The organism is Pseudomonadota bacterium, assembly GCA_016711215.1.
Classification (GTDB): Bacteria; Myxococcota_A; Polyangia.
In genome coordinates this window covers 737,628-757,689 of the sequence record JADJTL010000001.1, presented here as the reverse complement: position 1 = coordinate 757,689, position 20,062 = coordinate 737,628, and the positions used below count along the sequence as shown (strand labels likewise).

Below are 20,062 nucleotides of genomic sequence, written 5' to 3'. Positions count from 1 at the left end.
GTCGTGCCGCTGCTGGAGACCCGCCCGGCGGTCAGGCCTTCTTCACACGCTTCAACAGTTCCTTGGCCGCGGGGTGGCCCGGCTCGATCTTCAGCGCGAGGTCGACCTCGCGACGCGCGTGCTGCTTGAGGCCACCGGCCAGCAACACGCGCGCGAGCACGATGCGTGCATCAACGGAATTTGGCTCAGCTTGTAGCGCCTTGGTAGCATATTCCCTTGCGTTCTTCAAATCATCGAGCCACAGGAAGCCCTCCGCCGCGCGCTGAAGGTGGAGCGCCGCGCCGGAGGCGTCGGCGGCTCGCTGGAAGTAGAGCGCCGCCGTCTCGGTGCGTCCGACCTGTTCCTCGAGCAAGGCGCGCTTGAAATAGCCGTCGGCCGTCGACGCGCGCGCCTCCCGACCCACGGCCTCGCTGCGCCGAAGGTAGTCGAGGTTCTCCGGGTCGAAGCTCGCAGCCAACTTGAGGCTTGCGGCCGCGGCGAGCAGCTTGCCCTCCTCGAGCTGCTTGAGCCCCTGCTCGAAGTACTCCTGCGCCTTATTCTTCGCACCGCCCAGCGTGCCGGCGACGCGCTGCTGCCGATGTCGCTGCTGCCGCAGTTGATCGCGGTCGCGACGGAGCGCGCGCTCGGCGCTATCGGGAGGCACGGGCTCACCGGCAGCGCTCCCCGGGCCTCCGGTGGCCCCCGCTCCAGAGGACGCGGTCGGCGATCGCGCCGCGACGGGGATCGGCGCCGTTCCGAGTCGCTCGCGCAGCTGGCGCCGGAAGAGCGCCTGGCCTGCCGTAGCGCGACGCTCGCGCGGCGGGAGCGAGGCCACCGGAAGCGGCTCTGCCCGCGGCGAGGCGGCCTGCTCGGCGCTGCCCTCGGCACCAAGCGCCGCGCCGAACTGCGCCGCTGCGGGCGCGGTCGGCACGGCCTCCAGCGCCTCGGCGCTCTGACGTCGCACCTGCTGCTCGAGCTGCTCCTCTTCGTGCTGAGCCAGCACGAGCACGCGGTAGGCCGCGCGCTTGTCGTCATCCTGGAGGTACTCGTAGGCAGCCTTGGTCTGGCGGAAAATCTCGGCCAGCATCTCTTTGTAGGGGCCGAGGTTCTTGGTGTAGTAGCGGTCTGGATGGAACTCCTTGCTGCGCTCGAAGTAGGCCCGCCTGAGGGCCTTGAGGTCAGCCTCGGGGGCTAACCCGAGCAGCTCGAAGAAGCTCATCGCCTTGAGCCGCCGCCGCACGCTCCTCAGGCGCAGCCGCAGCTCGCGCTTGAGCTCGATGCCGCGCGACTCCTCAGCGTCCACCTCCGCCAGGTCACGCGGATCGAGCTCCACGCGCTCCTTCACCGCTACCGCCGCGCTGACTGCCTCGGGCGACACCGCCGCCTTCGCCGCGGGTTGGGGCCGCGCAACCGGCCTCGCCCGCTGGCCATCGACGATGACGAGTCCCTTGTCGTAGAGCGTGCGCAGCACGGCGACCGTCGCCGCATCCCCGAGGCCGGTCGCATCGCAGAGCAAACGAATCGTGGTCTCGCCGGCGATCCGGGAGAGCACGAAGCCCTCCTGCGCCGACAGCCGCGCCGCCGAGAGGTCGAGGCGCGGAGCGATCTCTACCGGGCTGTCTTTGCGGGCAATTGGATCGGCCTGCGTGTCCATCCACCCTGCCTACGAAGGCGTGAATCCCTGCACACCCCACACACGATCGGCACTATAACGCAGGGCTACGCGCTCAGTACACGTTTCGCTCGATCCTGGGCGGGCCCAGCAAGGGCCCGGCGATCGGCTCGCGCTAGAGGATGAAGCGCGAGAGATCCTCCCGACTCAGCACCTGGTCGAGCCGCTCGCGCACGTAGGCGCCGGTGATCGGCACCCGCTGCGGCCCGATCTCAGGCGCCGAGAAGCTCAGCTCGTCGAGCAGCTTCTCGATCACCGTATGCAGCCTGCGCGCGCCGATGTTCTCGAGCGCGCGATTGACCTCGGCAGCGATTCGCGCCACCTCGGCGACCGCGTCGGGCTGGAACTCGAGCTCGACCTGCTCGGCCGCCATCAGCGCGACATATTGCGCGCAGAGCGCATTCTTCGGCTCGGTGAGGATGCGCACGAAGTCGGCCTCGGTCAGCGCCTTCAGCTCGACGCGTATCGGGAAACGACCCTGCAGCTCCGGAATCAGGTCCGAGGGCTTGGCGACGGTGAAGGCGCCCGAGGCGATGAAGAGAATGTGGTCCGTTCGCACGGGACCGTACTTGGTGCTGACCGTCGACCCCTCGACCACCGGAAGCAGGTCGCGTTGCACGCCCTCGCGACTGACGTCGGGGCCGCCCGCGCCACCGCCCTGGCGCCCCGTGACCTTGTCGATCTCATCGATGAAGACCAAGCCGGCGTTCTCGACGCGCGCGATCGCCTCCTTGACCACCTGGTCGCCGTCGATCAGCTTGCTCGCCTCTTCCTCCTCCAGCAGCTGCAGCGCCTCCGGAAGCTTGACGCGGCGGCGCTTGGTCCGCCGCGGGAAGGCCCCGCCGAACATGTCCGAGATATTGACGACCATCTCCTCCATGCCGGCCTGGCTGAAGTTCTCGAACACCGGCATCGTGCGATCCTGCGCGTCGATCTCGACCTCGCGCTCAGCGAGCTTGCCCGCGCGCAGCAGCTCCCGTAGGCGCTCGCGCGAGGGAGCGACGGAGGACGCGTCGGCCGGGCGGGCGCCCGCGGCAGGCGGGTCGTCGCCACGGGCAAGGGCTGGCGGATCCGGCAGCAGCAGCTCGAGGAGCCGGCGCTCGGCGTGCTCCCGTGCCCGCTCGCGCACGCGCTCACGCTCCTCGGCCTTGACCATGTTGACGCCGATCTCCGTCAGGTCGCGAATGATCGACTCGACATCACGACCGACGTAGCCGACCTCCGTGAACTTCGTCGCCTCGACCTTGACGAAGGGCGCCTGGACCAAGCGCGCCAGACGGCGCGCGATCTCTGTCTTACCGACGCCGGTCGGCCCGATCATGATGATGTTCTTCGGATAGATCTCGTCGCGCAGCGGCAAGGGGACCTGCTGGCGGCGCCAACGGTTGCGCAGCGCAATCGCCACCGCGCGCTTCGCCTCCTGCTGGCCGATGATGTAGCGATCAAGTTGCGCGACAATGGCGCGCGGCGTCAGCTCGGCCACGCGCGGCGCTTCGACTGGCTTCACGACAGCTCCTCTACGGTCAGCTCGTGGTTGGTGTAGATACAAATGCCGGCCGCGATGCCCAACGCGGCCTCGGCGATGGCGCGCGCGCCGAGCGTGCTGTGCTGCATCAACGCCCGCGCGGCGGCGAGCGCATAGGCGCCGCCGGAGCCGATACCGAGCGCGCCGTCGTCAGGCTGGATCACATCGCCGGTGCCGGAGATCAGGAAGATGTCGGCCCGATCGGCGACGATCATCAGCGCCTCCAAGCGCCGCAACAGCTTATCGGTGCGCCAATCCTTCGCCAGCTCGACCGCCGCACGTCGCAGGTTGTAATCCGACGCCTCGAGCTTGGCCTCGAAGCGCTCGAGGAGCGTGATGCCGTCGGCTGCCGATCCGGCAAACCCCGCGAGTGCCCGACCATCACCCAGCCGCCGCACCTTGCGCGCGCCGTTCTTGACCACGGTGCCGTTGAGGGTCACCTGGCCGTCGGCCGCGAGCACCACCGCCCCTTGGTGCTTGACCGCGAGCACCGTCGTGCTGCGAATCCGCAGGCCACCTCGCTCCTCTAGCCGCGCGCGCTCGCGCTGGATGCCCCCAACCCTGCCCATCATCGCCTCCTCTGCGCCGTCGCTGGCTCCGCTGCAAGTGCGGGCAACCTCGTCGTCGCTCCCTGCGTTCGCCCCGCTGGCCGGCGCGCGCGTGGGTGTGCGCGATCGTAGACCTCCAGCAGGTGGTCGACACTGACATGCGTATAGCGCTGCGTGGTCTGCAGGCTCGCATGCCCGAGGATCTCCTGGATCGTCCGCAAGCCCGCCCCCGCGTCGAGCAGATGGGTGGCGCAGGAGTGCCGGAGCGTGTGGGGGCTGGCCGGCGTGCGGTTCATCGCCTGCTGGCTCGCGCGCGCCACGATCCGCGCGACGCTGCGCACACCGAGCCGCCCGCCCCGGCTGTTGAGCCAAAGCGCCGGCGACGCCGCCCCCAGAGCGCCGTGACCGAGCTCGGCGCGCCGCTGCAGATAGAGCTCGAGCGCGCGCCGCGCGGCGCTGCCGAAGGGCACCAGCCGCTCGCGGTCGCCCTTGCCGTGACGCACCCGCATCACGCCGGGGGCCCGCTCGTCGCGCGGGAGGTCGAGATCGCAGAGGTCGACGGCGCAGAGCTCCGCCACGCGCACCCCGCTGCCATAGAGCAGCTCGACGAGGGCATGGTCACGGCTGCCCGCCGCGCCATCGGCGCGCGCCGCGTCGATCAGGCGAAAGGTCTCGTCGACATCAAGCACGCGGGGCAGCACCTGACGGCGCTTCGGCAGACTGATCAAGCGGGCCGGATTGTCCGCCCGCGAGCGCCGGCGCACGAGATAGGCGCCCAGGCTGCGCAGGCAGCTCAGCTTGCGCGCGACGCTCGCGCTGTCGCAGGTGGGAAAGAGCGCGGCGACGAAGCCCCGCAGCGCAGGCAGGTCGAAGTCAGCCGGCGTCAGCGGCCGGCCGAAGCGATCCTCCGCGAAGCCGAGGAACTGCTCGAGGTCGCTGCGATAGGCCCGCACCGTATGCGGCGAGAGGCGGCGTTCGTGCTCGAGGCTGCTGAGAAAGTGCTCAATCTGCTGCCGCATGCCGGCAGCATAGCGAGCGCCAGCCGTCGGCGGCAAGTCGGCGGGCCCGCGATGTCAACGCTCAGCGACACTGTCACGCCTGTCGGCGGGGCCCCGCGCTCGGGGCGCCCTCAGCGAGCGGCGCCGCTGGCCAGCAGCGCCTCCGCCGACGCGGGCCCCGTCACACCCCCGCGCTCCGCGGCGCTGGCGCGCCCCAGCGCCGCCGGACGCCGCATGTCCCCATGGCAGACGGTGCGATTACGACCGCCGTGCTTGGCATGGTAGAGCGCCTGGTCGGCGCGCTCGATCAGCTGCTGTTTCTGCAGGCCGTCGTCCGGATAGGTCGCCACGCCGAGCGAAATCGTGACCCCGAAGTTGCCCTTCTCCGACACCAGCACCTCGTCCGCTATCGCCTGCCGCACCCGCTCGCAGAGCAGGCGCGCGCCGCTGCTGCCGGTCTCCTCGAGCACGATGGCGAACTCCTCGCCGCCATAGCGCGCCACCAGATCGACCTTGCGCGCGTGCGCGGCCAGCGTCGCGGCCACGCGCCTCAGCACCTCATCGCCGACGGGATGGCCGTAGGTGTCGTTGATGCCCTTGAACTTGTCGACGTCGGTCAGCACCAGCGAAACCGGCTTTCCATGGCGCTCGGCGCGCGCGAGCATCTCGGCGAAGCGCGCCTGGAAGGTCCGGTGGTTGGGCAGCGCGGTCAGCCCGTCGGTCGTCGCCAGCTCCTCCATCCGCTCGTACATCTTCGCGTTCTCGATCGCCACGGCCACCTGGTTGGTGATCACGCCCAGCATCTCGCGCATATGCTTGGGATAGCGCTGCGGCGCCTTGGCGGCGAGCGTGAAGGTCCCCACCGCCTGGTCCTTGACGATCAAGGGCATCACGATCAACGAGCGCACGCCGCGAAGATCGAGCTTGCGCGTGAAGACGGGCATCTCGCCCTCACGCAGCTCGCCGCCGGCCGGCAGGAAGTGCTTGTTCTTGACCACCATCGCCACCAGGCCCGTGTTCTCGCCAAACTCGACCCCCTGCAGCCGCGCGTTCCCACTGGCTGCCCGAGTCGGCGTTTCAGCGCTCGCTTCGCTCTTCGGCGCGGTGCTCGTCTCCTCCACGCGACAGATGGTGTGCTTGCGGCGCTCCGGGTCATAGAGCGTGATCGCCGCCAAGTCGAAGAGCGCGACCTCGCGGGCCGCGGCGAAGGCGGTGGCGTAGACCTGCTCGAGCGTCAGCGCGGCGTTGAGCAGCGTCGATGCGCGATGAAAGCGCTCGTGCTCGTACTTCGAGCGCTCGACGGCCGCGAGGGCGCGCTCGGTCTGAATCGCGCGCAACACCTGCTCGGTCGCCTGCAACAGGAGCTGCTCGTCCTGCGGCGTGAAGGGCGCCTCGCTCCGTCGGTCGGCGCAGAGCACCCCACGCAGGTGGCCGTTCTCCAGCACCGGGACACCGGCGAAGGCACCCACGCGCTCGGCGCCGCTGTAGTAGGGCACGCCGCGCACCCCCAGCCGCGGCGAGCGCAGGTTGATCATGAGGCGATTCTTGACGACACCGCCCAGCGCGCCGACCGCGGCGGGGATCGGCGTCTCCTGCACGAGGTTGCTGTCCGAGATCATCTCCTTGATCCGGAGCTGGCGCCCGCCGGCATCCAACCAGAGCAAGATGCAGGTCTGGAGATCGAGCGATCGCTTGAGCGAATCGAGGACGAAGTACATCGAGTGGTGTATCGAGTCGAGCGCGCCGCGCGCCAGCTTGGCCTCCTCCTGCGGGCGCTCCTGGACCTGACCCGAGGAGAGGGAGGCGCGCACCAGCCGGAAGTCGCGTGCCTCGTCGCGCATGGCGCGCACCTCTTCGGCCAGTCGGCGTTCATGCTCGCGGCGACGCGTCACGACCTCGAGCTGCAGGAAGAGCTTGCTGGCGAGCGCGAACGCCAAGACGCTGCCCTCGCGCCAGAGCAGCTCGCGCCAGACGACCGCACCTTGCCCCTCGAAGGCGCCGGCGAGGAGAGCCTGGAGGCCGAGCGCGGCCAGCGTCAGCACTGCAGCCGTCAGCCGTGCATTGAACCCGACCAGGAAGATCACGCTGACGTAGACGAGGGGCTGCGCGGCCGAGCGCGGTCCCCCAGCGAGCTGCACCAGGGCATGCACCAGGACGAGGAGGAGCAGGCCGAGCTCGGCGCGTTGGAGCTGGGTCGAAAAGAGCGAAGCGTGGCCGGGCCAGCCCGCGAGCACGCGCCAGGCCAGCACCGCGGCGAGACCGGCGAGGGCCGCCATTGCCGGCCAGCGCGGACCCAGGGGGCTCACGGGCTCCAGGTGCCCCGCGTGGAGCAAGAGCACGCCGGCGCACGCGGCGAGCAAGGCGAGTCGCCGCTGCACCAGGCGCCAGAGGCTGTCGAGCACCATCAGCAGGTAGCTCACGACTGCCAGCTCCGCTCGTTACTCGAGCTCAAGCACGAGATCCGTCGTGCCGACCAGGCCAAGATCGTCCCGTGCGGCGCGCTCGATGGCCCTCGGATCGCGGCGCAGCTGCTCAATCTCGCGTAGGAGGCGGCGGTTTTCGCCGGCGAGCTCGACGTTACCCTCGACGATCGCCCGCAACTCCCGGCGCTGCTGCAGGACCTGCCCGACGCCGACCGAGGCGGCAAAGGGCAGCGGCGCATAGCCGAGCGCCACCGCAAGCAGCCCGGCGAGCGAGAGCCGCAACACCCAGCGTCGAGCGCTTCGACGCGCCCCTCGCTCCGCTCGAGGTGCAGCGCGGCCCGCCGCTCTCCGCCCTACGCCCTGCGTTTCCACCACTGGGTCCTCTGTTGGGGCCAGCACTGGGTCCTCCACTGGGGCCACGTCTCCGCTCCTCACCCGCGCGTCGCCGCCCCCGTCGCTGCGCCTACTGCAACGGGCCACAGCGGGCCAAGCCGCTCGGTCGATTATAGGGACCGGGCCGCGGCTGCAAAAAAACTGACTCCTGTCGGGTGAAGTGGGAGGCCGTAGGCCATCAGCGATGGCGCGCCGGCGCACCCCCCCCTTTCTTCGGCACCAAGGAGCAGAGCGCAGGCGCAACCTGCGCCTCGACCGGCCGATAATGCCGCCGGTCACGCCAACAGGAGCCAGACAAATGAGAGCCAAACGAATGAGAGGAAGCAAATGAGCGGCCTAATGATCAGCAGTTCGGCTAGCACCGTTCCGGCCAGCACGATCCCAAGCGCCAGCGCTCTTTCCGACACCGTCCTTGCCAGCGGGAGGTCCGCCAGTGCCTCTCCGACCGGCGGAAGCACGGAGAATCTAATGGTCGATTGGCGTCGTGAACGCCAGACGCCCTCGACGCCCTCGGGCTTCAAGCTCGCCCTCGCCGAGGGGTCACGGGTGCTGCTCGCGGGGGCAGCGGCCGCCACCCGGATGGTCGGCCTGCCCACGCTTTCGGCGGCCATCAGCCGCGTGGGCAGCGATACCGTCGGCGCGGCGACCGCCTTCGACAGCGCCGGAACGCCGCTCGCGGGCGGCGGCGTGGGCAGCGTAGGTGGCGTGGGTAGCGTGGGCAGCGTGGGCAGCCTCGGCAGCGTCGGCGTCATCGGCGGCGGCCAGCTTGGGTCCCGCGTCACCGATGACCTGCAGCTCCTCGCCCTCCAGGACCAGATCCAGCGTGAAGGCCGCCAGATCGCGTTGGTCTCCAACGTGATGAAGGCGCGCCACGAAACCACCAAAGCGGCGATCGGCAATATCCGCTCCTGAGGTCCCAGCCTCGCCGCTCTCCCTCCCAGCAGAGCCCTGGCCGGCGCGACGACGAGCGGGATGGTGCGGACGCGCGGTGAGTGGTAAGAGTCGTGGAGGCAATCATGATGCGTATCGGCGGTCCCAAACCACCCACCACGCCTCCGCTTCCGCCCGTGCGCGCACCTTCCGCCGGCGCGGTCGGGCCAGCGGAGCGGCCCTTCGCGGAGCAGCTTGCGAGCCACGCCACGGCGCAGGACCCGGTGGCCGGGACGCGCGGGGCCGAGTGGGCGGGCATCGCGGCTCGTATTCGCTCGGGCGAAATCGGACGGCGCGAGGCGATCGGGCTGTTGGTCGACAAGGTGGTCAGCACGCGCACGGCCGGGCTGCCACCGGCGGCGCAGGCCAAGCTCCACGAAGCACTGCAGCGACTCCTCGACGAAGATCCCACGCTGGCCGCCCAAGTCGGGCGCCTGCGGGCAAAGGACTAACGCACCTTGGCTTGTGGCGCGATCGGGCGCTGGGGCTGCGCCGCGGCGGCGACCTTCGCCCTCGGCGTCTCGCTGGCGCGCGCCGCGCCGCCGGAGCCGCGCGTCCGCGTCACCGTGCTCTTGCTGCCCGCAGCCGGCATCTCGGCCAAGGACACGGGCCGCTTCAGTCGTGCGCTCCAGGCAGCGCTGCAGACCAACCGCCGCCTCGAGGTGCGTGACGCCGACAGCCTGCTCGCCGAGTTCGCCGGTGAGGTGCCGCAAGGCGCCGTCGCGGAGGCCGCGGAGGCCACGGCGCGCGGCCTCCGCCTGCTCACCGAGGGCCCCCCGGCGGCGGCGGCCAGCAGCCTCGCTGAGGCCGTCGAAGCGCTCGTTCCAGTGCTGCCCTTCATCAAGAAGCAGCTACTCGCGGACGCCATGTTGGGGCTGGGCGTCGCGCTCGCCCAGGACGGGCGCAAGCGTGACGCGCGCGCCGCCCTGCAACGGCTCTTCGTCTGGCGCCCCCAGCACCAATACGACGTCTCTCGGTTCCCCGCGGAGATGATCCCAGTCGTCGAGCAGGCACGCGCCGCTGTCGAGCGCCTCGGTCGCGGCGGCCTCCAGATCGATAGCCAGCCGCCGGGCGCCCAAGCCTACGTCGACGGGCGCTTCGTCGGTGTGACCCCGACAATTGCCTTCGGCCTGACCGTCGGCGACCACTACCTCACCTTCAAGAAGGCGGGCTTCGTCCGCGCCGGCGGCCGCGCGACCGTCGATGCCCGGCAACAGCAAACCTTCGTCCAGCCGCTGAGCCGCAGCGAGAAATACTTGCTGCTGCAGCAGGCCATCGCTCAGGCCCGCACCCAGCTCGGGGCAGCCAAGGCACCGGTGCCGGTTGCCGACGCGGGGCGCGTGCTCTTTGTGCACCAGATCATCTTTGCCGAGCTTCGACCGCTGCCCGGCTCGATGCTCGAGGTGCGCGCCTATCTATACGATCTGCGCTCCGGACTGCGCCTCAATCAGGTCAAGCTGCCGCTCGGCAGCCGCGACCAGCGCGCGGTGGCGACGCTGGCCCACCTGCTTTACGCGAACGTGCCCTACGATGGCCGAATCGAGGCGCCGCCCGAGCCACCACCGCCGCGGGCCGCGACCGCGACTGCGTTCCATCGTCGCTGGTGGTTCTGGACAGCGATCGGCGCGGGCGCTGCCGTCGTGGCAACCGCCATTGCCGTGCCCCTTTCGCGGCAGGGCGAGAACTGCCCCGCGGGGTTTCGCTGCGTCGCGATCGACAACTGAGGCCGAGGCCGCCGACGAGCGCCACGCTGCCTCGGGGCACTGCTGGAGCGCGGGACACCAGCAGCCAAGACCGCAACGCTACGGTCGTCGCCCGAGGGGGAGGCGACGGCCCTGCGCCGCCGATCTCGACTCTCGCTCCACGCCCGCCACTTCAGCTGATCGCTCCGCTAGCGGCGGCGCTCGATCAGCTGCCGCACCGCGGGCGAGACAAAGTGCTCGTCGAGGTCGAAGTCTCCTAGGCTGCGCGCGATGACCGACGCCTTCTCCGCCGGTGAGGCGTGGCGTTCGACCATCACCCGCCAGCGCCCCCGGACCTTGCACAGCCCGCCCCCCGACGCGCTGTCGCCGGCGAAGTGATCGTAGACCACCTCGACTTCGAGCTTCTGCGCCAGGCCCTCGAGCTCCGACAGTAGGGCTTGTCCGTTCATCTGCACTCCCATCGCTCCGACGGACGGCTACTCCGTCGAGCGGTCGAGGTCGAGGATCTGCGTCTCGCCGACGTAGGGTTTGGTTTCATAGCGCGTGATCCGACCGATCTTGCGGACGATATCCGCCATTCGCTGGGCCTGCTCCAGGATTGTCTCGGCGGCGTGATGGTTGACGTCCTGCGGCGGCAGGCGGCGCAGCAGCAGCTCAGCGTAGCCCATCACCGAGGTCAGAGGCTGGTTCAGCTCGTGGGCGGTCGTCCCGGCCAGCTCTGCCAGCAGCGCTTGCTTCTCGGAGACCAGCAGGCGCTCACGCACATGGACGAGGTCGTGCTCGATGCGCAGACGCTCACGCAGGTCGCTGATCACGGCCACCGAGCCGGTCGCCCCGGCTGCTCGCGGCATGACGCTGACCGTCAGCTGTACCGGAACCCGTAGCTGCTGGGCATCGATCACCTCGCTGCGCAGCGGCTCGATTGCGCCACCGGCACCACTGCTGCCGGCGAGCTGCTCGCGCAGCTTCGCGCCGACGCCCTCGGGGAAGAGCAAATCGAAGGGCAACCGACCTGTAACCTGTCGCGCCGAGAGCCCAAAGAGTGACTCGGCAGCCTTGTTGAACAGCGTCACCGCGCCAGCCTCGTCGCAGGCGACGATGGCCTCGGGGCTGGCGTCGATCAGCTGATCGAGAAAACGCTTCATTTGCGCCAGCTCCTCCGAGAGCGCGCGCGCCTCGGCGCGCTCACCGCTCGTCGGGCGCCCTGGCGCGCGGACCGCAACCAAGGCGCCCAACGCCCGGTCCTGCGCCAGCCAGGGAGCCATCATCGCGGCGGCGAGGCCCACGATCTCGCGGGCGCCCTCGCTGAGCGCGGCGTCGCCGACGAACTGCAGCTCGATCGCGCCCCGGACCGCATCGTCGTGGCGCAGCGGCATGACGAGCAGATGCCCCATCTCTGCGAGCTTGAGCTGTCCGCCGCTCGAGGCCAGTCGCGGCCCGAGGTCGATTGGACCTGTAAGCAGCTCCTGCCCCGCCTCGACCGCCGCCCTGCACTCCGCCGCGGTCGCCAAGCGTCCGAGGCGATCGCTGGCGCTCGGATCGAGGCTGCTTCCGACCACGTAACAGCGCTCTGCCTCGCGCGCCGGCACCAGCACCCGCGCGCAGCGGGCTCCCGTGCAAGCCGCGAGCTGCACGAGCGGGCGGTGGATTCCCTCCTGGAAGCCCTCGTCGGAGCGAGCCGCCGCAGCGATCGCCGCCAGCAGCGCCAGGCGCTGCGCGAGCGCAGCGGCGCTGCGCTCGGCCAACAGCGCCTCCCCGAGCGCCCTCAGCCGCCAGTCGAGCAGCTCGGGTTCGCTAGGCCAGTACAGCACCTCCTCGAGGCGCGCGGCCGCAGGTAGCCTCCGCGTCGCCTCGACCCGTCTGTCGACGAGCAGCAGCAAGGCGGGCGCGGCCTTGCTGCTGCGGCCCCGGAGGTGCCGCCGGACGGCCGCGAGCTGAGTCTCGTCGAGCAACACGATGCTCGCGCGATCGCCGATCACTTCAGCCAGGGCCCGCGGCTCGCTCGCCGTCGCGACGCTCCAGTCCGTCGCTGCCAGCACTGCGGCGACGGACTCGATCAGCGGTCCGCTGCCGACCAGCACCAGCGCGCACGCCTCTGAAACCCGTGGCAGCCCAGCCTGCTGAGATCTCGCCATCACGCCCCCGTCTGCCCCTGTTGTTGGTGCGCTGCGACAGCGGCGGCATAAACCTCTTTTAGCGCCACCTGGTGCTGCTCCGCAGCCGCCCGGCAATCCTCGAACTCGGGCGCCGCGTTGACGACCCGCCCGCCGTCGAGCGCCTCCTTGATCCCCAGTACGCCGAAGCGCGTGCTCACCGTCACGTGCCGGCGCTCCAGCGCGCGTCTTCCCATCGTGTGGTAGCGCACACCGAGCGTGGTCGATTCCGTCAGCAGCAGTCCGCTCAAGGCCGCCTGGCTCGCGGCGGTAGCCAGCACCGAGACCGTGAGCGCAGGTCGACCCTTCTTCATCACGATCGGCGTGTACCACGCATCGCACGCGCCGGCGCCCAGCAGCCGCTCCATCAGGTAGCCGCACCACTCCGCAGGCATGTCGTCGAGGTTGGCCTCGAGCAGCACGACAGGGTCGCTCAAGGCAGGGTCGCTCAAGGCAGGGTCGCTCAAGGCAGGGTCGCCCAGGAGCGGGTCGCCCAGGAGCGGGTCACCCAGGAGCGGGTCGCCCACCTCGCTGAGAACGATGGCGCGCAGGTGATTGGGACGGTCCGGCAGGCTGGCATCCCCGGCACCGTAGCCGACGGCCAACACGCGCCCCCGCGGACAGGGACCAAAGCGCGGCGCCAGCGCCGCGATGATCGCCGCCCCGGTCGGCGTGCAGAGCTCGAAGGCCACGCCGCCATCCTCGACCGGAAGGCCGCGGAGAAGCTCCAGGGTGGCCGGAGCCGGCACGGGCATGCTGCCATGCGCGGAGCGCACGAAACCGTGGCCAAGCGGCACCACCCGAGAGGAGACCGCCGCCGGCTGCAGATACTCGAGCGCCAGGGCGGCGCCGACGAGGTCCACCAGCGAGTCGACGGCGCCCAGCTCATGCAGCTCCACCTGATCGAGCGCGATGCCGTGCACCCGAGCCTCGGCCGCGCCGACGAGGGCGAGCAACCCCAGCGCCCGCTCGCAAACGCCTGCCGAAAAACCCGCGCTCGCGATCATTTCGCGTAGCTCACGGTAACTGCGATGGTGCGGTCCCGCCTGCTCGACCACCACCCGAAGATCGCAGCCCTCGATTCCATGATGCGAGCGCCGGGCGATCTCGAGCCGGTAGCCGTCGATCGGCAGCCGCTGCAGCTCCTGGCGCAGCCAAGCCTCCGGCAGCCCTAGATCGAGCATGGCGCCGAGGAACATGTCCCCCGCGATGCCGCTGAAGCAGTCGAGATAGAGCTGCTGGCCGCGCCATGCTGATGCGGGCACCGCAAGAGACTCCGCTGCGCTCACTTCCCCTCCTCGCTCGCTCCCCAGTGGACCGCCCCAATGGATCGCCGGCTCGCTAGCGCCCCGGCTTTGCCCCGACGACGAGCTCGAGCTCCTCGACGGAGCGGTCGGTCGCCTTGACCACGATCACCGTCGTTCCGGCGACCTGAATCCGCTGCCCTGCCGTCGGAATCGTCTTGCAGCGGTCGAGCACGAGCCCAGCGACGCTCTCGTAGTCGGGGCCGACAGGGAGCTGTGCGCGGGCGAGCTGGTTGAAGGCCTCGACGGTCGCTCGCCCGCTGACGCGATAATGCCCAGGCCCGAGCTGCCGAATCAGATCGACCGGACGCGGGTCATGCTCGTCCTCGATCTCGCCGACGACCTGCTCCAGCAGGTCCTCGATCGTCACCACGCCGACGGCCCCGCCGTACTCGTCGACCACCACCGCCATGCCCTGCCCTTCCCGCTGCAAGCGCACCAGCGTATCGCCCGCGGGCTGACTCTCGGGCACAAAGATCGCGGGGCGAAAGAGCGCCGAGGGCGGGGTCCCCGGCTCAGCGCGCAGCACGTCAAAGGAGTGAACGATGCCCTCGATCTGGTCCAGGCGGTCGCGGTAGAGCGGTATCCGAGTGTGCCGCTTCTCGGCCATGACCCGCACGAGCTCGCCGGGCGGGGCGGCGAGCGGCAGCGCCGTCACGCCACTCAGCGGCACCATCACATCGGCGACGGACTGGGTCGAGAACTTGAAGATCCGACTGATCATCTGCCGCTCATCGGCCGTGATCCGGTCGGGGCCCCCGCGGCTGGGCAGCGTGATCAGCAGGCGCAGCTCGTCTCGGCTCATGAAGAGGCGCTGTTGATCGAGGCGCACGACCCGCAAGAGCTGGCGCGTGATCCAGCTACCCAGCGCCACCAGCGGAAAGAACAAGAGGCGGAAGACCGAGAGCAGGTAGATCAAGCGCGGCGCCCAACGGTCCGCGTAGTGCTGAAACACGCTCTTCGGCACGATCTCGCCGAAGACCAAGACCAAGGGCGTCATCACGAGCAGGGACAGCAGCTCGCCGCGCCGCGGGAAGTGCTGCAGCAGCACGAGGGTCGCGACGACCGTGCTGAGCACGACGCAGATGTTGGTGCCGACGAGCGCGGTCGAGATCAGCTGGCCCGGATCCTCGAGGAAGCGCCGCACCAGCTTGCCGCGACGCCCGCCGCGATCAGCCCAGCCACGTAGCACGACGCGATCGGCCGAGATCAGCGCCAGCTCGGCGCCGGAGAAGAGACCCTCCGCGAGCAGGCAGATCGCGCCGATCCATAATGCGACACCCAGCGTCATGAGCGCTTGATCGGGCGCGCGGTGCCGCGCGGTGGTCCGATCTCCTTCTCGTCGCGAATCTCGCCGAACATCTCCTCCAGCAGATCCTCCATCGTCACCAGGCCGGAGAAGCGACCGTATTCGTCGACGACGATCGCCTGATGGGCACGGCGGCGGCGGAACTCGTGCAAGAGCTGGACGCACTTCGTGGCGCGCGGCACAAAATACGGCGGCCGCAACCAGCGCTGGAGCCCGACCATCCACGCCGGAGACCGCTCGTCAGGGCCGGCGCTGGGCAGGCGCGGCCCAAAATCCTGCGCGTGCAAGGGGGGGATCAGGTCTTTGGCCAAGAGGATGCCAACTACCCGATCGCGGCTGCCGTGATAGACGGGGATCCGGCTGTAGCGGTTGGCGCGCACGCGCGCGATCACCTCGCTCAGCGAGAGGTCATCAGGCAGCGCAAAGACCCGCGCCGCCGGCGTCATGACGTCCGCCACGCGACGCTCGCCGAAGTCGAAGACGTTGTGGATCAACTGCATTTCCCGACGATCCAACTCGCCGCCGGCGCTGACCACATCGACCATCGCCCGAAACTCGCCCTCGCTCACGCCAGCGCGTTGACCTGCTGGTCGTTGGCGATCGCCGACCAGGTAGACCACGGCGTCGGCGATGCGCTCGATCACCAGCCGCAGCGGCGCCATCACCAACGCCATCGCGGCGATCGGCCGTGTGCTGGCGAGGGCCCAGCGCTCCGGGATGCGCGCCGCCAGGTTCTTGGGGACAATCTCGCCGAAGAGCAAGATCAGCATGACCGAGATGCTCGTCGATACCACCGTGACGACGACCTCGTTCTGGTCCTCGAGGTAGCGGCTGGCCAGCGCTGCCATCAGCGCCGAGGCACCCACGTTGACCATCTCGTTGCCGATGAAGATCGTCGCGATCAAGCGGCGGGGGCGAGCCAAGAGCTGGCGCAGGCGCGACGCGGCAGGATGTCCCTCTTCCTCGAGGCGCAGCTGCTGCACCGAGCTGATCGAGAACAAGGCCGTCTCGGCCGAGGCGAAGAACCCCGACAGCACGAGCAGCGCCACGAAGATCACCAGCCGCAGCACGGTCTCAGCGTCGAACACAACCACCCCCAACGATCGGACTCCAACCCAGCGGGCGCCCGCGCCGCCGCGCAACCCCTCCGCCGCCCGGGCACGGCAGCCCCGCGCAGCATCCGCGCTGCGCCGCCTGCGCGGCACGTCCTCGCACGCTACGGCGCGATGCGCAGCGGAATCGGCGACGCGATCAGCATCAGCAGCGCCAGCATCGCCCAGCAAAGCCGCTGGCGACCGGGCGACAGCGCCTCACCGGCGACCGGGGGATGGTAACGGCCACCGTCCAGTCGCCGCAACACCGTCAGCAGCAGCCACCAAATCAACCAGGGCATCCCGGCAGGGAGCGCAGCCAAGAGCGCCTCGGATAAGGGCCAGCGTGGCGCAAGCTCCCAGGCCGTAAAGGCCACCGCGCCTGCGCCGACGAGCAGCAACGCGCGGTGCAGCCATGGCGCCAAGCGCGCCTGGCGCTCGCCCAACCAGGCCGTGGCGATATGCCCGCCATCGAGCTGACCGATCGGCAGTAGGTTGATCATCGTCACCAACAGGCCGACCCAGCCGGCCCAGGCGACCGGATGGAGCTGCACATCGAGCCCTCCACCGGGCAGGATGCGACCTTTGATGGCTAGCTTCAGCAGCAGGTAGAGAATCGAGTTGCCCTCGACCAGCCCACCGGGCTGCGAGGGCGCGACCGGCGAGAGGTGGATCCCGTAGGCCAGCAGGGGCAGCGCGACCAACAACCCCGCCAAGGGCCCCGCGGCACCGATGTCGACCAAGGCGTTGCGATCACTTACCGACCGCGGCAGCGCGATCACGGCACCGAGGGTGCCGACGAGCCCCACTGGAAGCGGGAGAAAGAGCGGCAGCGAGGCCGCAACGCCGTGGACCCGGGCGGCCACATAGTGCCCCATCTCATGGCTCAAGAGGATCGCCATCAAGGTGCTGGAAAAGGCGAGACCGGAGGGCAAGAGCTGGAGCGCGTGACGCGGCGCGAACCAGCTCAACTCGGGGTGGACCTGGCTGGCACCGGCCCAGGTCGTGGTCAGGCAGGTGCCGAGGAAGAGCCCGAGGTGCAACAGGTAGCGTGGTGGCGGTCGCTCAGCCACCATCACGCCCCTCCGCTCGCTGCGCGCGCAGCAGCTCCAGCCGCTCGCCGAAGCGGCGGGTGCGCGGGTAGTTAGCCCTGTCTTCGGCGGCGCGCGCGAGCCGTGTCCAGAGCGCGACTTGTGGCTCCGTGAGCCCGACGGGCGTCTCGACCTGCACCCGCACCAGCAGATCACCGCGCCCGCCGCTGCTCCGCGGCATCCCGCGCCCGGCGAGCCGCAGGACCTCGCCCGACTGGCTCCCCGGCGGCACCCGCAACCGGACCTCACCCTCGAGGGTCGGGACGTCGGTGGTATCACCGAGGGCGGCGGCCGCCGGATCGAGGGGCAGGTCGAGCATCAGATCGTCACCGCGACGCGTGAGCAGGGTGTGGGCCAAGGTCCGCACGATCACGTAGAGGTCGCCCGCGCGACCCCCGTGGCGCCCCGGCTCGCCTTGGCCAAGGAGCGTCAGCGTCTCCCCGTCGGCGCTACCGGCGCGCACGCGCACCTCGATCGTGCGCGAGAGCTCGACGACCCCGACGCCCGCGCAGCGCCGGCAGGCGCTCTGGCTGCGCAGCCCACGCCCGCCACAGTGGGGGCATGGCCGCGGCAGGGCCAGGAGGCCCGGCGCACGCCACTCCCCGCGACCATCGCAGTCGCTGCAGCGGCTGAGCTGCTCGGTCGGCGCGCCGAAGCCCTCGCAGAGTTCGCAGACGCCCTCGACAGAGAAGCTCAGCCGATGTCGACCGCCGAGCGCGCACTGCTCGAGCGTCAAGGGCAGCTCGTGGCGAAGATCGCGTCCTGCCGAACGGCGACGCCAGCGCCCGCCGGTGAGCCCGGCGAAGAGCTCGCTGACGAGCACGGCGGGGCTGAGCTCGCTCCAGAGGCGCGCGTCGTAGGCCGCGCGCGTCGTCGCGTCGGTCAAGGTGGAGAAAGCCTCGCTGCAGCGCTTGAAGCGCTCCTCGGCTTCGCGGCTACCAGCGTTCTTGTCGGGGTGGTGTCGAAGCGCCTGCCGGCGGTAGGCCGCCTTGATCTGTTCGATCGGCGCCGTGCGCGGGACCCCCAACACCTGATAGAAGTCGACCTGGTCGTTCACGGTGGTTCAACGGCCGTTTGGCGCGCGCGCTCGGCCCGCCGTCAGCGCTTGCCCTGCTGTCCACCGGCCGAGCCGCCCGCGTCATCGTACATCACAGCGGCGAAGCGATAGGACGAATCCTGCAACCGCTCCATCGCCTTCTGCAGCGCGTCCTCGCCACCGACGTGCTCGAGCACCTGCTTACAGTGCTCGAGATCCTGGCGGATGTCCTCGAGGTCTTGGGCGCTGAGCAGGGTGCCATACTCGCGCATCGCCCCCTCGGTCGTGTAGACGAGGGTCTCAGCGTTGACGCGCAGCTCGGCGTCATCCCGCTTGCGGCGGTCCTGTTCGCGATGCTCCTCGGCCTCGCCGATCATCCGTTCGATCTCGCTCTCGGTCAGTCCGCTGGTCGGCACCACCCGCACGGTCTGCTCGCGCCCGGTGCCGAGGTCGCGCGCCCCAACGTTGACGATGCCGTTGGCGTCGATATCGAAGGTGACCTGGATCTGCGGCACGCCGCGCGGCGCTGGCGGAATGCCCTCGAGCTGGAAGTAGGCCAGGCTCTTGTTGTCTCCCGCCATCTCGCGCTCGCCCTGCAGCACGTGGACGTTGACGAGCGGCTGGTTGTCGACCGCGGTCGAGAACACCTCCGTCTTGCGCGTGGGGATCGTCGTGTTGCGCGGAATCAGGCGCGTGAAGACGCCGCCCGCCGTCTCGACGCCGAGGCTCAGCGGCGTGACGTCGAGCAGCAGGACCTCCTCGACCTCGCCCCGGATTACGCCGCTCTGGATCGCCGCGCCGCGGGCCACGACCTCGTCGGGGTCGACCTTGCGGTTCGCTTGCTTGCCAAAGAGCGCCGCCACGCGCTCCTGCACCATCGGCATCCGCGTCTGACCGCCGACCAAGATGACCTCGTCGATCGCTTCCTTGGTCAGGTTTGCGTCGCGCAGCGCTTCTTCGCAGGGGCCCACCGTGCGCTCGATCAGGTCCTCGGTCAGCGATTCCAGCTTGCCCCGCGTCAAGGAGCCCGTCAGGTGCAAGGGCTGCCCCGAGGCGCTGGCCGCGATGAAGGGCAGGTTGATGTCGGTCTCGAGGCTGGCGGAGAGCTCGTGCTTGGCCTTCTCGGCGGCCTCCCGCAGCCGCTGCAGCGCCATCTTATCGCGGCGCAGGTCGATCTGATGCTCGGCCAGGAAGCCTTCGGCGAGGTGGCTGACGATCCGCGCGTCGAAATCTTCCCCGCCGAGGAAGGTGTCGCCGCTCGTCGCCTTGACCTCGAAGACCCCGCTGCGCAGCTCGAGCAGCGAGACGTCGAAGGTGCCGCCGCCGAGATCGTAGACGACCACGCGCTGCGCACCGCGGTCCTGCAGCCCGTAGGCCAGCGCCGCCGCGGTCGGCTCGTTGATGATCCGCAAGACGTTGAGCCCGGCGATCCGTCCGGCGTCCTTGGTGGCCTGACGCTGCGCGTCGTCGAAATAGGCGGGCACAGTCAGCACGGCGTCGCTGACCTCCTCACCCAAGTAGGCCTCCGCCGTCTCCTTCATCCGCGTCAGGACGATGGCGGAGATCTCCGGGGCCGCGTAGTCGCGCCCGCGCACCCGCACCCGCACGTCCCCATTGTCAGCGGCGACGATGGCGTAGGGGCAGGCCTCCTGCATCCGGTGCACCTGCTCGTCCTCGCGCTTGCGGCCGATCAGCCGCTTGACCGCGGTGATCGTGTTCTCGGGGTTGGTCACCGCCTGGCGCTTGGCGACCTGGCCAACCAGCCGGTCCCCGCTCTCCGTGAAGGCGACGATCGACGGCGTCGTGCGGCTGCCCTCACTGTTCGGAATGACGACGGGGTCGCTGCCGTCCATGACGGCCACGCAGGAGTTCGTCGTCCCGAGATCGATGCCAATCGCCCTTGCCAT

17 protein-coding genes are annotated in these 20,062 nt (G+C 70.0%); 3 read left to right on the top strand and 14 right to left on the bottom strand.

From position 1 onward, the window contains the following. Positions 1 to 31: 31 nt before the first annotated feature. The 6 genes from IPL40_02960 to IPL40_02935 form a co-directional block, all read right to left on the bottom strand. Positions 32 to 1,633 carry a DnaJ domain-containing protein gene (locus IPL40_02960; protein MBK8480127.1) on the bottom strand — a complete coding sequence of 534 codons (1,602 nt, stop codon included), beginning with the start codon at positions 1,631 to 1,633 and terminating at the stop codon, positions 32 to 34. A 133-nt stretch (positions 1,634 to 1,766) separates the two neighbouring features. Beyond that, positions 1,767 to 3,134 (bottom strand): ATP-dependent protease ATPase subunit HslU, encoded by a 1,368-nt coding sequence (gene hslU / locus IPL40_02955; protein ID MBK8480126.1) that lies wholly within the window; start codon positions 3,132 to 3,134, stop codon positions 1,767 to 1,769. 20 nt (positions 3,135 to 3,154) lie between these two features. Beyond that, positions 3,155 to 3,745 (bottom strand): ATP-dependent protease subunit HslV, encoded by a 591-nt coding sequence (gene hslV / locus IPL40_02950; protein ID MBK8480125.1) that lies wholly within the window; start codon positions 3,743 to 3,745, stop codon positions 3,155 to 3,157. Further along, positions 3,745 to 4,743 (bottom strand): tyrosine recombinase XerC, encoded by a 999-nt coding sequence (locus tag IPL40_02945; protein ID MBK8480124.1) that lies wholly within the window; start codon positions 4,741 to 4,743, stop codon positions 3,745 to 3,747. Before IPL40_02945 ends, hslV begins: the two co-directional genes overlap by 1 nt. 110 nt (positions 4,744 to 4,853) lie before the next feature. Continuing rightward, the gene (locus IPL40_02940) at positions 4,854 to 7,142 is read right to left on the bottom strand and encodes a sensor domain-containing diguanylate cyclase (protein ID MBK8480123.1); all 2,289 of its coding nucleotides are present in this window, start codon (positions 7,140 to 7,142) and stop codon (positions 4,854 to 4,856) included. Between the two features lie 18 nt (positions 7,143 to 7,160). Next, positions 7,161 to 7,430 carry a septum formation initiator family protein gene (locus IPL40_02935; GenBank protein MBK8480122.1) on the bottom strand — a complete coding sequence of 90 codons (270 nt, stop codon included), beginning with the start codon at positions 7,428 to 7,430 and terminating at the stop codon, positions 7,161 to 7,163. A 576-nt stretch (positions 7,431 to 8,006) separates the two neighbouring features. Here IPL40_02935 and IPL40_02930 point away from each other — a divergent pair. The 3 genes from IPL40_02930 to IPL40_02920 all read left to right on the top strand — a co-directional run bounded on the left by IPL40_02930 (position 8,007) and on the right by IPL40_02920 (position 10,192). After that, positions 8,007 to 8,450: a hypothetical protein gene (locus IPL40_02930; protein MBK8480121.1), complete on the top strand. Its 444-nt coding sequence runs from the start codon at positions 8,007 to 8,009 to the stop codon at positions 8,448 to 8,450. Positions 8,451 to 8,554: 104 nt separating this feature from the next. Then, positions 8,555 to 8,920 (top strand): hypothetical protein, encoded by a 366-nt coding sequence (locus tag IPL40_02925; GenBank protein MBK8480120.1) that lies wholly within the window; start codon positions 8,555 to 8,557, stop codon positions 8,918 to 8,920. A gap of 6 nt (positions 8,921 to 8,926) precedes the next feature. After that, positions 8,927 to 10,192, top strand: a complete 1,266-nt coding sequence (locus IPL40_02920; protein ID MBK8480119.1) for a PEGA domain-containing protein — start codon at positions 8,927 to 8,929, stop codon at positions 10,190 to 10,192. 167 nt (positions 10,193 to 10,359) lie between these two features. Here the strand turns inward: IPL40_02920 and IPL40_02915 are convergent, their stop codons facing one another. The 8 genes from IPL40_02915 to dnaK form a co-directional block, all read right to left on the bottom strand. Further along, complete coding sequence (locus tag IPL40_02915) at positions 10,360 to 10,620, bottom strand: hypothetical protein (protein MBK8480118.1); 261 nt, start codon at positions 10,618 to 10,620, stop codon at positions 10,360 to 10,362. Positions 10,621 to 10,647: 27 nt separating this feature from the next. Continuing rightward, positions 10,648 to 12,306 (bottom strand): PAS domain S-box protein, encoded by a 1,659-nt coding sequence (locus IPL40_02910; GenBank protein ID MBK8480117.1) that lies wholly within the window; start codon positions 12,304 to 12,306, stop codon positions 10,648 to 10,650. After that, entirely contained in the window at positions 12,306 to 13,589 is a 1,284-nt protein-coding gene (gene larC, locus IPL40_02905) for a nickel pincer cofactor biosynthesis protein LarC (GenBank protein ID MBK8480116.1), read from the bottom strand. The genes IPL40_02910 and larC overlap by 1 nt, the downstream gene beginning before the upstream one ends. 76 nt (positions 13,590 to 13,665) lie before the next feature. Then, positions 13,666 to 14,919 (bottom strand): HlyC/CorC family transporter, encoded by a 1,254-nt coding sequence (locus tag IPL40_02900; protein ID MBK8480115.1) that lies wholly within the window; start codon positions 14,917 to 14,919, stop codon positions 13,666 to 13,668. Continuing rightward, positions 14,916 to 16,037, bottom strand: coding sequence for an HlyC/CorC family transporter (locus IPL40_02895; protein MBK8480114.1), 1,122 nt, complete (start codon positions 16,035 to 16,037; stop codon positions 14,916 to 14,918). The genes IPL40_02900 and IPL40_02895 overlap by 4 nt, the downstream gene beginning before the upstream one ends. Before the next feature lie 116 nt (positions 16,038 to 16,153). Continuing rightward, positions 16,154 to 17,104, bottom strand: a complete 951-nt coding sequence (locus IPL40_02890) for a site-2 protease family protein (protein ID MBK8480113.1) — start codon at positions 17,102 to 17,104, stop codon at positions 16,154 to 16,156. Beyond that, complete coding sequence (locus tag IPL40_02885) at positions 17,094 to 18,176, bottom strand: J domain-containing protein (protein ID MBK8480112.1); 1,083 nt, start codon at positions 18,174 to 18,176, stop codon at positions 17,094 to 17,096. Before IPL40_02885 ends, IPL40_02890 begins: the two co-directional genes overlap by 11 nt. Positions 18,177 to 18,217: 41 nt before the next feature. Then, positions 18,218 to 20,062: a molecular chaperone DnaK gene (gene dnaK / locus IPL40_02880; GenBank protein ID MBK8480111.1), complete on the bottom strand. Its 1,845-nt coding sequence runs from the start codon at positions 20,060 to 20,062 to the stop codon at positions 18,218 to 18,220.